At 45.5% G+C, this 15,655-nt stretch carries 13 protein-coding genes; 4 read left to right on the top strand and 9 right to left on the bottom strand.

Translation table 11 applies throughout. The annotated features are described in order from the left end of the window. Nucleotides 1–79: 79 nt before the first annotated feature. The gene (locus FS373_RS16515; protein WP_144046726.1) at nucleotides 80–337 is read left to right on the top strand and encodes a chemotaxis protein; all 258 of its coding nucleotides are present in this window, start codon (nucleotides 80–82) and stop codon (nucleotides 335–337) included. On the opposite strand, the gene FS373_RS31535 is transcribed toward FS373_RS16515, so the two are convergent. After that, a complete protein-coding gene (locus FS373_RS31535) occupies nucleotides 321–701 on the bottom strand; it encodes a hypothetical protein (protein WP_194165869.1) in 381 nt (126 codons plus the stop codon). The genes FS373_RS16515 and FS373_RS31535 overlap by 17 nt on opposite strands. A 28-nt stretch (nucleotides 702–729) precedes the next feature. On the opposite strand from FS373_RS31535, the gene FS373_RS16510 reads away from it, so the two are divergent. Next, nucleotides 730–1,737, top strand: a complete 1,008-nt coding sequence (locus FS373_RS16510) for a putative metalloprotease CJM1_0395 family protein (RefSeq protein ID WP_194165868.1) — start codon at nucleotides 730–732, stop codon at nucleotides 1,735–1,737. A 61-nt stretch (nucleotides 1,738–1,798) separates the two neighbouring features. Here the strand turns inward: FS373_RS16510 and FS373_RS16505 are convergent, their stop codons facing one another. The 8 genes from FS373_RS16505 to cmoA all read right to left on the bottom strand — a co-directional run bounded on the left by FS373_RS16505 (nucleotide 1,799) and on the right by cmoA (nucleotide 10,705). Continuing rightward, nucleotides 1,799–2,716, bottom strand: a complete 918-nt coding sequence (locus FS373_RS16505; protein WP_152829891.1) for a LysR family transcriptional regulator — start codon at nucleotides 2,714–2,716, stop codon at nucleotides 1,799–1,801. 76 nt (nucleotides 2,717–2,792) lie between these two features. Continuing rightward, complete coding sequence (locus FS373_RS16500; RefSeq protein WP_152829890.1) at nucleotides 2,793–3,887, bottom strand: DUF3541 domain-containing protein; 1,095 nt, start codon at nucleotides 3,885–3,887, stop codon at nucleotides 2,793–2,795. Continuing rightward, nucleotides 3,826–5,646, bottom strand: a complete 1,821-nt coding sequence (locus FS373_RS16495) for a M2 family metallopeptidase (protein WP_152829889.1) — start codon at nucleotides 5,644–5,646, stop codon at nucleotides 3,826–3,828. Before FS373_RS16495 ends, FS373_RS16500 begins: the two co-directional genes overlap by 62 nt. Next, nucleotides 5,609–6,571 carry an alpha-L-glutamate ligase-like protein gene (locus FS373_RS16490; RefSeq protein WP_144046721.1) on the bottom strand — a complete coding sequence of 321 codons (963 nt, stop codon included), beginning with the start codon at nucleotides 6,569–6,571 and terminating at the stop codon, nucleotides 5,609–5,611. Before FS373_RS16490 ends, FS373_RS16495 begins: the two co-directional genes overlap by 38 nt. Nucleotides 6,572–6,573: 2 nt before the next feature. Further along, nucleotides 6,574–8,079, bottom strand: a complete 1,506-nt coding sequence (locus tag FS373_RS16485; RefSeq protein ID WP_152829888.1) for a UUP1 family membrane protein — start codon at nucleotides 8,077–8,079, stop codon at nucleotides 6,574–6,576. 11 nt (nucleotides 8,080–8,090) lie between these two features. Then, on the bottom strand, nucleotides 8,091–8,834 hold the full coding sequence (locus FS373_RS16480; protein WP_144046720.1) for an ATP-dependent zinc protease: 744 nt from the start codon (nucleotides 8,832–8,834) through the stop codon (nucleotides 8,091–8,093). 77 nt (nucleotides 8,835–8,911) lie between these two features. Further along, nucleotides 8,912–9,904: a tRNA 5-methoxyuridine(34)/uridine 5-oxyacetic acid(34) synthase CmoB gene (cmoB, locus tag FS373_RS16475; protein ID WP_322619518.1), complete on the bottom strand. Its 993-nt coding sequence runs from the start codon at nucleotides 9,902–9,904 to the stop codon at nucleotides 8,912–8,914. 66 nt (nucleotides 9,905–9,970) lie between these two features. Next, nucleotides 9,971–10,705, bottom strand: coding sequence for a carboxy-S-adenosyl-L-methionine synthase CmoA (cmoA, locus tag FS373_RS16470; protein WP_144046719.1), 735 nt, complete (start codon nucleotides 10,703–10,705; stop codon nucleotides 9,971–9,973). A gap of 149 nt (nucleotides 10,706–10,854) precedes the next feature. Between cmoA and FS373_RS16465 the strand changes: the two genes are divergently transcribed. Beyond that, nucleotides 10,855–13,653 (top strand): transporter substrate-binding domain-containing protein, encoded by a 2,799-nt coding sequence (locus tag FS373_RS16465; RefSeq protein ID WP_227992884.1) that lies wholly within the window; start codon nucleotides 10,855–10,857, stop codon nucleotides 13,651–13,653. A 170-nt stretch (nucleotides 13,654–13,823) separates the two neighbouring features. Beyond that, nucleotides 13,824–15,611, top strand: coding sequence for an aspartate--tRNA ligase (gene aspS / locus FS373_RS16460; RefSeq protein ID WP_144046718.1), 1,788 nt, complete (start codon nucleotides 13,824–13,826; stop codon nucleotides 15,609–15,611). Nucleotides 15,612–15,655: the final 44 nt, after the last annotated feature.

The raw sequence follows: 15,655 nt of genomic DNA, 5'->3' as shown, positions 1-15,655 counted from the left end.
GGCCTATAGTTTAGCTGTACTTTTGTCTGGTGCTGATTAATAATTGAACTAACACCAAATGAATGTTGGAGCTAAAGGTATGCAAATTCCTCCAAGTAATGTATCGGGTCTGGCCGGATTACAAAGCGCACAGTCAGGATTGACTCAAGCGACTATCGATGTCGCTAAGCCTGCAAGTGCTGATCTTAAAACTGATGAAACGAGGCCAGTTGAAGAAGTCGATCAAACACAAGCCCTCGTATCAGCAATAGAGGCTGAGCAGCAAGGCGAAGCCGCTGTCGAAGTGATAGAAACATCATCGGAGACCTTAGGTACTATTATCAACCTAGAGGTGTAGTTGTCATGTTAGGGGTGAGATTTTCACCTGATGTACCGGTTGGACATAGAACCACGCCGATATCCCCGTCGGCGAGTTCGGCTGAAGGTTCAGTGCCTGGCACTAAGTTTAGTGCTGCACCTTCTACGCCCATTTCCCCTACAAATGTCTCTGTGCGCAATAAACCATCCAGTGCAAGTTTGGGCTCAGATAAAGCGACGACACTCCATTCATCAAATATTGTTGATTTAAGCCGTGTGTCATCAGATTTAGTATCTGATGTTAATTTGGCCTTAGATTTGAAATCCATCTCTAGCGCAAGTGACACTAACCTAAGTGTCAATTTATCAGGCGCCAACTCAAGCCAAACAAGTTTTAGCCTCAATTTAGGTCCATTGACAGTTAGAGGGCTAGTGAATCCCACTGAGCAAGCCACAGACCTGTCACCCCGATTTAACTCACACAGTGTTGTGAGCGAGCCTCAGGAGAGTATCAAGCCATTCGATACTCCTGTTACAAAGGCTCAGGGCCAGGAAGCTCACCATAATATGCAGGAACGTGGAGGGGGCTCCCCCGATGGCTCGGCTGAAGAGGGGATGGAACCGATATTTCCCCCTTTTGCTGGTGATGACTCCGTTGTCAGTGCAGACGAAGGCGATGCACAGAAAGCAGATGCGAAGCGGGACGCCATTGCGTTACTGGAGCAGCAGCTTCTTAAAGAGCTATCGAGTCGAGATGCGGAAGTTAAAGCCCACGAACAGGCTCACTCTACCGTGGGTGGCAACCTGGCACAGAGTCCACAATTTAGCTATGAAAAGGGCAGTGATGGCCGTCGCTATGCGGTTAATGGCGAAGTTCAGATAGATATTTCAGTGGTGGCAGGGGATCCTCTTGCCACTGTCAACAAGATGAAAAAGGTCTATGCGGCGGCGATGGCACCGACCAATCCTTCGATGGCCGATATTCGTGTAGCATCAGAAGCATTGAAAAAGCTTAATGATGCCAAGGCGCAACTGGTCGATGTGCGTCAGGAGAAACCCCTTAGTCTGGATGAGATGAAGCCATTAATTAGTGCCCAGAGTGCGATTAAAGGTGTTGTATTTCCTGAGCCTCATAAGCCGCAAGTCTTCGGTGAAGTCGATGAGGATGGCGCTATCTCATCTTCCTTGGTGGACTCACCTTCACCTCTGGACGATGTGTTTACTGTGTCACCCTTGATTGAACTGATTAACGAGCAGATCCCTTCAAGTGCCGATCCAATTTCAGAGTCGAGTACGGAATCGAGTACTGAGTCAGCCCCAGTTGAACTGTCGACTGGCACCCTATCTTTTGGGTCTGAACGAATTGCCAAGTACTATGCCGCCAATGCCTTTACTGAAGATGTTTATCCTAAAGCTGACTCCTTATACCAATCGGTATAAATAGGGATAAGAGAGTCTCAAACGTTAATATCACTCCAAGTGTTAACGCAATGGTATAGCATTAAGACTGACCGTGTTCCGTCTTATTGGATGAGTTATGCATATCGACGATGATCTTTTCTAACAGTTCAGAAGCTGGTCCCTGAACATCTCGGTTTGGTATCACCAGACTCATCATCACTCTTCTATGACTATTTCCCTTTAACTTGAGTTGACACAGCTGTCCTTGAGAGAGCAAGGAGTCGACTAAGTATTTGGGTATCCAGCAAAAACCTATGTTTTTATTTAAAATAGCCAAGGCCTCGTGGAAATTAGATACGGTCCATCTTTGCTCAGCTTTTAACCAGCCAATATCGATATGGGTCGCCTTTCCCGTATCTTTAATGACTATCTGCAGGTGTTGAGCCAAGGTTTGATCGTCTTCTATATTCGGATTTTGAGCTAATGCATGTTCAGGATGACAAACCAACAGAAAGTCCAGTTCACACAGAGGCTCCGAGATGTAGCCCTTAGGCGGAACGCCGCCACATATGGCGATATCGACGGCTTGGTCTTTAATCAGATCATGTGTTCCGCTGATCACTGAGTCTATTATGGTGATACGAGTTCCGCGGCTTTGTGGCTGAAATGTGGCCAGGGCATCGACTAGCATACCCATGGGGTAGACTATCTCTCTTGCTATGGTCAGTTTAGGCTCCCATCCTTTTTCTAAATTATTGGCGAGGAGTTCAAGTTCTGCCACAGACTGGGTGATGTGCCTAGAACGTCTCAACAAGACATCACCTTGCTCGGTCAAATAGGCTTTTCGTCCTCTGACTTCAAGCAGTTGGATCCCTAATTGAGATTGAAGCTTAGCGACGGCATGATTAAGAGAGGATTGGCTCTTATTAAGGGCTGCAGCAGCCTGAGAGTAGCCACCAAAATCGACGACGGCTTGTAATATTCGCCATTGTTCTAGAGTTGATTTCGCTCTATCCATGTTTAATCTGACCTAAAGTGCTATCTATAATATTCATTGAGTTAAAAATGGCCCGAGTATATTCAGGCCATTGTCATTACTTGTTAACCGATACTTGCTTAGGCATGTATTTCTTGGTGGCCTTGAGTTCAGTAAAATATGGCCCCTTATGCAGCTTCTGTGGCCAATTGAGTAGCATCATAGCCAAGACATTTCTGTGCTCACCCAGCGCTAAATCAGGATTTCCCATAGGTGAACGAATAAACTGCACACTTTCATCGAAGGCGTTCACAATATGGGCTTGAGTCTTGGCAACAACCGGATTATCAGACAGTCCTGCCAGGTGAAAGCTAATTCCCACTTCGGCAATGATATCGTCGGTGGCATCTTCTAAGATGCGATCAATATTGTCTTCAAAGTAATCCAAAATCCAGGCGAACTCTTTAGGATCTACATCGTGTTGGTAGTATTCGCTCGCTGCAAATATGAAATGAGTGAGGCCGTATAACTTGTTCTGATACTGTTTTTTATTGAGTTCACTATCCTTATTGTTTGGATAAACTTCAATGAAGGCCTGTTTGTATTCATTGACATAGTCTCCAACCCCTAACTGCTTAGCCCAGTAGGCGTAATTGATTAATTGCGCCGCCCAGGACTTAATCATGGCCTTATCGGTTAGACCAGTCTTTAAATCGGTCTTCTTCAGCGCTGTGATCAATTTACCATTACAGGGACCCGTTAACCCGAACTCATCGATACGGCTCGAAAACCTGAGTAATACATCGGTATAAAATAGAAATTCAGGGAAGGGTTCTAATGCCTTCTTTCTGGCCTTAGCCCTAGGACCTTTACCGAGTACAGAAATGGCTTTTTCAGCCTCCGATGTGATAAAGCCAGGTTTATCGAGAGAGCAGGCATAGAAGGCTTGAGATTCGGTGACTGCATAGAGGTCGACGAGCGCGGCATTGGCATACTTTTCATCACCCGTCATGCGGTAGAGACGGATCCCATAATGGCCCTGCACGCGAGGAGGTAGTTGGTAAAGGTGCAGTTCGAGATTATTCTTGATGCCTTGATATACTTTATCGTTTTGTGTCTGGCTTGTGTCAATGACAGCGCTAGCCGTTAGACTAAATAGGGCAAGTGAAAGTGTACTGATCTTGAGAAAATTTTTCTTGGTAAGAAAAGCCATCTTGTATCCTTTTAATGAGAGATAGTGCATCGACAGGTTCACCGAGTAATATTTTAAGCCTTTGATTTATTGGTTTGGAATCTTCATTGACCACCAGTGTATTGTACACACTGGGTTGATTTTCACAGTGTTTTGTAGATTGATAGAGGTATTGAGAGAGTGAGGCTTGCCAAAGCTCCTGATAGTACAGGGGGCCGGAAGTGACGATAGCGTAAAAATTATAGGGATAATCTTCAAGGCTTGTCCATTCTCCTGTGAATGACTCGATAAATTCAACGTCGAGTCTCTTATAGGGTTTTAGGCTAGTATTGGAATAAAAATCTAACGCGACTTTAGCCCTGAATACTTTAAGTTGCTTGGCGAAAAGACTAATGGAACTTTCGCGACTTAGTTCTGTATAAGGTTCGATAAGGCCTTCCGCTAGGTATAAGGCTAACCAAAGCTCACCAATATTACTGGTATCGAGAGTCTCCCCAATTGTGTTTACCAGATAATAATGACTGCTGAGCGATAGCGCCGAAAGGGCTGAAGCGTATGCCTTAATTAAGTCTTGTTTGTCTTTTATGCGACTCAGCTCTTGCTTCATTGACAGTTGAACTTGTCCAAACTGACGCCCTAGCACCGGCGCTCTTAAGATATGTATCTTGCTGCGTTTGGCTAGCTCTATAAATATATCCCCTAACAATCGACCTTGATACCAGACTCGCTGGATATTTCCAGTCACTGTTTCGAAATCAAAGCCTAATGTTTCGGCTCTTACCTGTATCTTATCCACGAGCTCTGTTGCTGTTATGTTTGCCATGTGCATGCTTTTTGATTGAGACAGGTAGTAGCCTAGACTCCAGGGGGCTGTGGGGGCAACCTCAGTTTGGGAGTCTAGAAAGATTTTGACTAATTCAGGTGTTGATAGAAACTGCTTTGCCAGAGAGAAACTGGCATAGTCTGCAAATCCTTTGTCATGTGCCTGCAGGGTCCTTAGTTGCAAAATCCGCTCAAGAGCCGGCTGGTTCTTCTCTTTTGCCCGTCCTTGATAGGCTTGCCAAACACGTTTTTGACAGACTGTATCATCCTGCTTGATTAAATAGGCCGCAATGCTGAGATTAAAAGCATTGCTAGATTTAGGATCCTTTGAGTGCTTATTTTTAGTGTCATTGCCGACTCCATTTGTCATCGTTGACTTGTTATATTCTGTGTTTAATTGGCAATCTTGCTCGGTAAATCGCAATGTCAGTTGCTGGGTTCTTAAACCCTGCTTTATGCTGGCTTGAGCCGTGTGCAGCTGAGATTTCTGTGCCAAAGACAGATGATTTACTTCGAGTGCATCGAATCTGTTTAACAGTTGGCTGAGCTCCTTATTATTGGCCGCCGTTGCTAACTGATTGGTGAGTTGTGTTAACCAGGGCGAGTTCAGCGTTTCAGCCATCATATCGGCCAAGTGCAGTTGACATTGCAGCAGGCTTTCCTGGTAGAGGGGAGGTAGAGGGTAGCTGCGGTAATATTGCAATCTGTCTTTGATATTAAACAGGCTTAGTAGCGAGGCTTCAAGGGTGTGACTCTGCTTGATGAGAGCTTCATCGGGCTCGGTTACTGTGGCTGAATTGACGTGTGAGAATTGCGAGTCACCTGCAAATGAATCGCCAGGCGACTGCAGTTGCAAGCATTGCTCTACAAGTAAAGGCAGAGGAGAAACGGCGGCCTTGACCGCCGTAGTGAATATAAGACTAGAGCTGAGCGCTATGACAAAAATGCTTCTTAGCATATTCAACTCGTTCATCCACTGTCATATTATGATTACCGAGTTTGTCCACATTATCCAGATAGGGCAAGATCCCTCGGTTATTGGCTATTTGTATGGCGAGACCGGGACGGGCATTGAGCTCAAGCAGCAAGGGTCCCTTGTCTCTATCGAGTACCATATCTGTGCCTAAATAGCCCATCTCACTCATCTCATAAGCTTTAGAAGCCGTGTGGAGCAAGAAGTCCCAGTGAGGAACTTCAATATCCGTGAGCTTCTTATTGGTATCCGGATGAAAATCGATGGGCTCATCAAACTGTACTGCATGCAGTCCCTTACCCGTGCCGATATCGACACCAACTCCTACCGCTCCCTGATGCAAGTTAGCCTTACCATCGGAGGCTGCTGTCGACAGACGTAACATGCCCATGACGGGGAAGCCTTTGTAAACGATGAGGCGAATGTCCGGCACGCCTTCATAGGAGTAGCCATCGAAAACCGGATCGAATTGGATAAGTCCCTCAACGATGGCCACGTCGGGATTTCCGCCAAGAGAAAACAGGCCACTGAGTACATTCGATACATGGCGGTATACTTCAGAAGGCGTGACCTCTTGACCGTTAGGTTTATAGTAACGACCCGCTTCGACCTTAGTGATCACTAAGATCCCTTTACCACCCGAGCCTTTTGACGGCTTGATAACAAAGCCATCTTCAGAGGCAACCATGGCCGGGATATCTTCAATCTCATGTTGCTCCCGCACCACGCCGATAAGGGAAGGGACGGCGATGTTATTGGCTAATGCCAGTTGTTTGGTCGTGAGTTTATCATCGACTCGCTTGTAGAATTTACGTGGATTACAGCGACCAATATAGTCGATGTTACGCTTATTCATGCCAAGCACACCCTTGCTGCTCAGAGCTGATGGCCAAGCTAATGAGAACTTCATGGTTATTCTCCAGTCAAGGGCTTAAAGCGTCTAAGTTCGAGCAAACGGTAACCGGTATATTGCCCCATAAGTAGCACGACAGCTAAGATAACTAAATGGATCCCCAAGAAATTAAATACCCAGTGCTGTATCCAAGGCGCGCTCATAGCCAAGTAAGCCAGAGTGGCGACAAACAGGCTACCACCACCTTGTAAAACCACTTCCTTAGGGCCTTCCTCTTCCCATAGAATAGACATTCTTTCTATGGTCCAGGCAAGAATGATCATAGGGAAAAAGGTGATGGTCAATCCTTCACTGAGGCCAAACTTATATGACAATAAGGTAAACACGCCTATGATACCGATAACCACTATGATCACCGCCGATATTCGGGAGATAAGCAGAAGGTTCAGTTGTGACAGATAGGAGCGGATCATCAGGCCACAAGCGACGATCAGTATGAAACCAACCAGACCTGTTAACAATGTCGTTTGAATGAATGCCAATGCAATCAAGACTGGCATAAAAGTGCCAGAAGTCTTAAGGCCTACAAGGACACGAAGAAACACCACCATTAACACGCCTATGGGGATTAATAAGATGCCTTTAAACAGGCTTTGTTCTTCCAGAGGCAGTTGATATAAGGAAAAATCGAGTGCGCCTTTATTGTTCATCACATCCAGAGAGGTGGCCAGTGCCGAACGGGTATCCTGAAGCATTGAAAAATTCACTTGGGAATTGATGCCACCGGTCACATCTAAGGTCGATTTACCCGATCTATCCCATAGAAGTAGGTTATCAGGGCGCCCTTGAGTGCCATCTTTAGGATTGAAAAGGTGCCACTCGCCATCATCATAGACTTCTACAAAGTTGGCTAGCTGTTGTCTGCGTCGTTGATCTTCAAGATTCAAGCCGCTGACTATTTGAGCCGGGATCCCTTTGCTATTGAGCATGTTTACAAAAAGCTTGCTAGGGGAGTTGCTACTCAAGAGTAATTCGATATTTTGACTGCGTTCTTCGGCGTTGAAGGCTTTATTGAGCTGCTGAGCGAATGAGAGGTTGGTTGCACTCTTGGCCCAGACTTCTTCGATGGCTTGCTCTGCTGCGACTTTCTCTGTCGCTGGCCAGATAAATGTATTGGCAACATCAGGGGTACCCAGCGCTTTAATCGTGGTGATCCCTGTGGGGATAAGGGTGACTTTATAATAAAGATCTTGCCGGCCATTAGCCGAACGAATCGACCAGATTGCCCGTTTGTTTTGCGGGTCATCTGTGATCGTTAATCCAAAGCCGGGTGAGCTGGCATTCTCAACTAAGATTTCAAATGCCGGATCGTTTGGTAGTGAAAATGAGACTTCTGCGGGTTCTCCAGTGCCTTGGAAGCTGACTTTTGCCTCGACGGCCCAGCTTTGAACTTGCTTACCAGGTAAGAAAGGCACATTGTGTTCTATCCCACGAAAAACACTGCTCGCTATGCCTGCGATAAACAACAGTGCAACCAGTATGTAAAAGGGTTTCTTAGAATGCATTAACTCTATTCCTATTTATTTTCGGCTGAGTGAGCCAGTTTTTTTCCATGGATAAACGTTTGCCCCACATCGACGATGGCAATGTCTTGCATAAATTTACGCCCTAACAAGAGAGGGAAGTCGAGATGACTACGATCGACTAAGTTAAGATCGGTCTCAGCCTTGTATTTGCCAATCTGTAAATGTGCATGGATCACCGGACGGCGGTCACTTTTTTCATCGGCTTCTTGCTTGATACGCACAAAACGTTCGACTCTCGACTCGAACGTTTCTGCTGGGGCATCGCTGCCCTGAGTCAATACATCGAAACGCACCCATTGCTTGCCATCACGTTCGAACAGGATGATATTGCGGGCATCGAGAGAGGAGGATTCGGCTCCGGTGTCGATACGCGTCTTAAAACTCGCTTTAATCTCATCGATATAGACATTTTCTGTCGCGCCCAGTAGGAACTTGCCACCTAAGGGGGAGGGAGGACATTCCTGCGCAATTGGAGTGATGGCATCTTTTGGTTCAAGTTTTAGCTGAGCTATCTGAGTCTCGAGGGCTGTCAGTTGTGTCGATAACCCGGTATAACTTGCTACTTGTGCCTGAGTACTTTCATCTATAACAGCAACGAGATCGGCTTGTTGTTTCGCTAAGCTGGTTTCTAATGCTGCAGCATCAATCGGTTGTGGTAATTTTTCGGTTTGATTTGTCAACGCGCAACCTGCCAAGGTTGTAATTGCAGCGATACAGAATATCTGCTTTAACATAGTGCTTCCCATTACTATTGTGTTTAGTCCGGTGGATCATTTTCAAGCTTTACCGCTTGAGCTTATGTAAGCCTAGATTAAATTAAATCTTTATTAGGCTGGTTTTTTGTGGCGATAAACGTAGCACGCTTAGGCGCTGGGTAACCCTCTATCGTCAGATCGATATTGGTCGGATCCAGATAATCTACTAAAGATTCATTGGGCATCCAATCGGTACTTCTCTGCTCGGCTAACGAGGTCACATCGATGTCGACACATCTTACATTGATAAAGTCGGCTTTCTTAAGCCAAGCTTCTAAAGCGGCGGCTGAAGGCAGAAACCATACATTATTCATCTTGGCATATCTATCTTCAGGCACGAGAACGGTATTTTCATCACCATCTATGACTAATGTCTCTAAAACGAGTTCACCACCTGTTCGCAATTGATCTCTAAGTTGTAACAAATGATCGATTGGTGATCTGCGATGATAGAGTACTCCCATAGAAAAGACAGTGTCGAAAGCGTCTAAGGGGGGGAGTTCCTCTATGCCTAGGGGCAATAAGTGAATAGGATGCTGTTCACCGGCCAATCTCTTGATTGCTTCGAATTGGCACAAGAAGAGGGTGGCAGGATCTATACCCACGACATGTTTAGCGCCTTCACCTAGCATGCGCCACATATGATAACCACTGCCACAGCCTACATCGAGTATGGTTCGATTATTTAAAGGCGATAGGTGAGGCAGCACGCGTTCCCACTTCCAGTCAGAGCGCCACTCAGTATCTATCTCTATGCCATGGACAGAGAAGGGGCCCTTGCGCCAAGGCTGAAAAATACGCAATAAGTTTTCGAGTTTCTCTTGTTCACCCGAGCTTAGTTGGCTACCAGATCCAATTGTGACACTCGTTTTTAGATCTAAGCTGTCGGGCGCCGGATAGTGGAGCTTATTGAGGACCTTTTCCCATTTAGGTAAGGTGCCGTGTTTATGCTCTCTCTGCCATTGACCCAATATTGCTGGCAATGTCTCTAACCAATGCTGCAGGCTTGAATCTGCGATCTGTTTGTAAAAGGAGCTGAAACTAATCACTTGCTTATCACCTTTTGAAGCTATTGAGTTGAAATTATATACGAAATCTGTCGTTATTCTTGGTTTCTAAGACTTAATGGCGACCATAGAGGCGAAATTGAAGCACTGAAACCATATATTGAAATGTTTGAAGCCCTGTTTTCTAAGTCTATGTTGGTGTTGTGACAAGGTATCTGGCTTCATCACATTTTCCAGAGAACTGCGTTTTTGACTTATTTCCAGTTCGCTATAACCATTGGCTCGCTTAAAGTCCAAGTGAAGATCATATAAGAGTGTTTGTATCGCATCATCTTTAAAATTTAATTTCTCTGAAAGAATCAGAATGCCACCCGGATTGAGTCCCTGATAGATCTTGCTCAACAGCTCGTCTCTGTCTGAAGGGGCCAGAAACTGCATGGTGAAGTTAAGAACCACCATGGAGGCATTTTCTATCTTGATATCTCTGATGTCACCGCAGACTAAATCCACAGGCGTGCCACTCACGTAAGCCGTTAAGTTCTCACGACAGCGTTCAATCATAGACTGGCTATTGTCGACGGCGATAATATGACAATTACGGTTATCTATCTGACGTCTGATACTTAAAGTAGCGGCCCCAAGCGAGCAACCTAGGTCATAGATATTGCTATCGGGAGTGGCGAATTTTTGTGCGAAAGCGCCTAAGGAATTAATAATTTGGCCATAGCCTGGTACAGAACGCTTGATCATGTCGTTGAACACGCCCGCCACTTTTTCATCAAACTGAAAGTCGCTTACGTTTTCGCATGCTTGAGCATAGATATTATCTTGAGATGATGTCATTAGATTTTAGTGTGTAAATTCAACCTTTCATTCTATCGAAATAACACCATATGCGGCAAGCCTAGTACTGGATATTTCTCGTAAAGTTTTGTCTAATAGCGAATGTATAACAAGATTTTTACACTCGCTTAGCTTTTTGGATATGACATTTGAAATATTTTACCTTAGTTTTTGTCGTTTGTTTTCTGGTTTTATCTTCGGCTTCCCTTTGGGCAGATGAAGCTAAACCGCTTATTTTAGTGATGGGAGAAGACAGTTATCCATACCAGTTTGTCGATGAGCAAGGCGAGCCTAGTGGTGTTCTGGTGGATATGTGGAAGGAGTGGTCCAAACAAACGGCAACGCCTGTCATGTTCGTTTCTCGTCATTGGACCGATGCATTAGATCAACTAGCTGATGGTGATGCTGACCTGCATATCGGTATGGCTGTGACTCAGAGTCGCAGCGACAAGTTTGTCTTTGCTCAAGCGCTCACTCATGTCAGTACTTATCTCTATCTGCATCAAGATTTGCCTCAGAGATTGACGTTTGAGGCGTTAGGGCCTTATCAGGTTGGCATAGTCTCAGGGTCTTCACATGAGACTGAACTGCTTAAGCTGAGCTCGAAGATGAGGTTTAAGCGTTATAAGAACAGGCATGAACTGCTCGAAGGCGTGTTACGTGGAGAGGTAAAAGTCTTCGCGGGAATGCAGGGGTATCTCAGAGATAAAAAGATCAACAAACAGATCATCAGTTTATTCCCCCTCTCTCGCCGAATATTAATTAAACAAGTTCCAATGAGGCCTGCACTGAATAAGTCAGATACCAAGTTATTGCGGCAAGTTAATGCCGGGTTTGCCGCTATCGATAAGGGACGCTTCGATGCTATCGAAGAACATTGGATTGGCATAAAACGTCAACAGAACGGATTAACTATAGCGACGACGATAAATCTTGAGCCATTCATATCCCTTGGAGGAGATGGTATGCCTCATGGACTGTATGTCGATATCTGGAATCTCTGGTCTGAGAAAACCGGGATCCCTATCTCCTTTGTCACATCTGAAATTAATCAATCTCTGGATCGCGTTAAATCAGGTAAGGCAGATGTGCATATTGGATACCCTGAGAGTGATAAATTTAAAACTGGACTATTGAGGAGTCAGCTGCTTTATCGGGTGAAAAGCAGGCTGCATAACTACGGGAAGCCCATAGACTCGCTACAGAGTCTGCAAGGAAGCCGAGTCGGCGCCGTGCCTACGGCGCCATATCTTGCAGCACTCAAGCAAGCACTGCCCAATGTCGAACTTAAATTATATGATTCAGTGACGGCCATGATTCAAGCGGCGAGAGAGGGTCATATTGGTAGTTTTGTTGCCTCTTCCTCCTGGACACATCATTACTTAGTGTTACAGGACGCATGGTCAGAGTTTTATCCTTTTCCTGAGCTGGAGTTTGTCACCGACATTTTTGTGTTAACTCATCCCCATAATGTCGGTTTATCGAACAGAATAAAGACGGGATTTGAACTAATAGAAACGCATGAACTGGCCGAGATTGAGCGGAAATGGATCTTGAACAGTCAGGACCGCATCTTTGATTCTCGCCTTGAAACCTTACAATTATCGGGTGAAGAGCAGGAGTATCTAAAAGCATTAAAGTCGGTAAAAGTGGGATATCTCAAAGACTGGAAGCCGATGGAGTTTATCGGTGGAGATGACATATTTTCCGGGATCAACCGAGATGTAATCGATGTGATCACCAAGCAGCTTGGCGTCAGCGTCGAACCTGTTGCCTTTGATGAGTGGCAATCTCTTATCAAAGCACTTACTGAAGGGGAGGTCGATATCGCGGGAAGTGTTGCAGAAAATGCCGAAAGGAGAAAGAGCCTCTTATTTAGCGACCCCTATTGGCCTTCTCCATGGTCTCTGGCGACACCTCTCGAAAGAGAGGCCATCTTCAATGTACAACAACTTGCGGGTCAAAGGTTAGCGATAGTCGAGGGCTATCAACTCGTTAATCAATTGATGGGGGGCGATTATGGCATTGAGTTAGTGTTAGTCACCGATCCCCATAGTGGATTGACTGCGGTGAAGGACGGCAAGGCCGATGCGTTTGTCGATAAGGCGATAAATTTGGCATCAACACTTAAGCATGGTGACTATGCTCAGTTGAAAATGTCTGTGCTGGCCGATTTTTCCGAGCAACATAGTCATTTCGGTGTTCATCCATCATTGGCACAATTTGTTCCGCTAATGAATTTAGCCATCAAGAATCTGGATCAGGCCAAGCGGCAAGCTATCTATCAGCATTGGATTCAACCTGTGGCTGTCCCCTCTCGAGAGTCTGACACCATTAAATGGTGTGTGAGCGTTATTCTTATCTTATTGATATTGATTGCGATCATCTTAATGTGTAGATTATTACTCGCAAAAGAGCGGCTGAAACGAACTCAACTTGAGAGTCAATTGAGTAAGATGACCAATTATGATCAGATGACAGGGTTTGCTAATCGCAGTCTGTTAGATGACAGATTGAAGCAGGCGGTGTTATTACACAGTCGAGAGCAGGCCACATTCGGCGTGCTTTTTATCGACATTGGAGGACTGAAACCCGTCAATAAAGAGATGGGTCATGATGTCGGTGATAAGTTACTCAAATTAGTGGCCGAAGAGATGAGCACTTGTATACGCCGCTCCGATACCTTAGCGCGATTTGGCAGCAATGAATTTGTCGTGGTATTGAATAAAACCAAAGATCTTGATCTCGTCTGTCAGGTCGCAGATACGATTATCATTAATTTATCGAAATCTTTTGATTGTGAGGACACTAAATTGAATGTTAGGGCGAGTATTGGCATTGCAATGTTTCCGGCAGACGGCGACAATGTGGTGGAGTTACTCAAGTCTGCCGATAAATTAATGTATAGAGCGAAACAAAGTGGTGGCAATTGCTACAAATCATCATGATAATGATTTTCACTCGAGATGAAATCGCAGATTTTAGCAAAATATGATTAATCCTTAGCCGACTAGAGGCTAAGTGGTTTTGTAAGCGGCAATATTTTACTATAATGCCGCTTTTGTGTTGATTAGAATATTCCTCAGCCTTAGGTTTGCGGATTAAAGGAAAGAGTTAGATGCGCAGTCAATATTGTGGAGACGTTAACAAGTCTCACGTTGGACAAGAAGTGACCCTAGTGGGTTGGGTAAATCGTAGCCGTGACCTTGGTGGAGTGGTTTTTCTCGACTTAAGAGACAGAGAAGGGATCGTACAGGTTGTTTATGATCCGGATTTACCTGAAGTGTTCGACGTTGCCAGTAGCCTGCGCAGTGAGTTCTGTGTCCAAATAAAAGGGTTAGTCCGTGCTCGTCCCGATAGTCAGATCAATGATCAGATGCGTACCGGTGAGATTGAGATCTTGGGCAAAGGGCTAACTATTCTAAACAGCTCAGCACCTCTGCCAATCAACATGGATAAGAATCAACACAACACGGAAGAGCAGCGACTTAAATATCGTTACCTTGATCTTCGTCGTCCAGAGATGGCCGAGCGTATTGTTTTTCGCGCTAAAGTCACTAGCGCCGTGCGTCGTTTCCTCGATGGGAATGGTTTCCTCGATATCGAAACACCGATATTGACCAAGGCTACGCCAGAAGGTGCACGAGATTATTTAGTGCCTAGCCGTACTTATAAGGGGCAATTCTTCGCGCTGCCTCAGTCTCCACAGCTATTTAAGCAGTTACTCATGATGTCGGGTTTCGATCGCTACTATCAAATCGTTAAGTGTTTCCGTGATGAAGACTTACGTGCCGATCGTCAGCCTGAATTCACCCAAATCGATATCGAAACCTCGTTTATGTCTTCTGCGCAGGTTATGGATAAAACCGAAGAGATGATGCGTGGTCTCTTCAAAGAGCTACTCAATGTTGATCTTGGTGAGTTTCCTAAGATGACCTTTGCCGAAGCCATGCGTCGTTTCGGCTCCGATAAGCCTGATCTTCGTAATCCGCTGGAACTTATCGATGTTGCCGATCTTCTTACCGATGTCGATTTTAAGGTGTTCCAGGGACCAGCCACGGATCCAGAGGGTCGTGTGGCGGTACTTTGTGTGCCAGGCGGTGCCAAGTTATCTCGTAAGCAATTAGACCAATATGCTAAGTATGTCACCATCTATGGCGCTAAAGGCTTAGCATGGATGAAGGTCAACGAGCTGGATAAAGGGCTCGAGGGCATTCAATCTCCGGTACTTAAGTTCCTTAGTGAAGATGTCGTTAAGTCACTGCTTGAGCGCACTAAGGCTAAGTCTGGCGATTTGATTTTATTTGGTGCAGATAAAGCGAACATCGTTGCCGAAGCTATGGGCGCATTGCGCATAAAAGCGGGTGAAGACTTCGATCTGCTAGAGGGCGATTGGAAACCACTATGGGTGGTCGATTTCCCTATGTTCGAGCCTACTTCGGACGGGGGCTTGCATGCCATGCATCATCCATTTACCGCGCCGAGCGGTATGACGCCGGAGCAACTCGAAGCCGATCCGACTTCCGCTATCTCAGATGCCTATGATATGGTGTTAAATGGCTGTGAGCTTGGCGGTGGTTCAGTGCGTATTCATAACAGTGAGATGCAAACGGCTGTGTTCCGTATTCTGGGTATCGAAGAGGAAGAGGCCAACGAGAAGTTTGGCTTCCTGCTAGAAGCATTGCGTTACGGTACACCACCTCATGCCGGTTTGGCTTTCGGTTTAGATAGAATCATCATGTTGATGACGGGGGCTTCCTCTATTCGTGATGTGATGGCATTCCCTAAAACCACTACTGCGGCTTGTCCTCTGACCAATGCACCTGGGTTTGCTAATCCTGAACAACTCCTTGAGTTAGGCATCAGCGTCATCGAGAACGAAGAAGAAAAAGAAACATCTGAGTAATCAAAAATCGGCCGGGGGAAACTCGGCTTTTTTATTGCCAATCT

Source organism: Shewanella sp. YLB-07 (assembly GCF_009377275.1).
The sequence above is the reverse complement of the archived record's forward strand: the minus strand, read 5'-3'. Positions and strand labels throughout refer to the sequence as shown.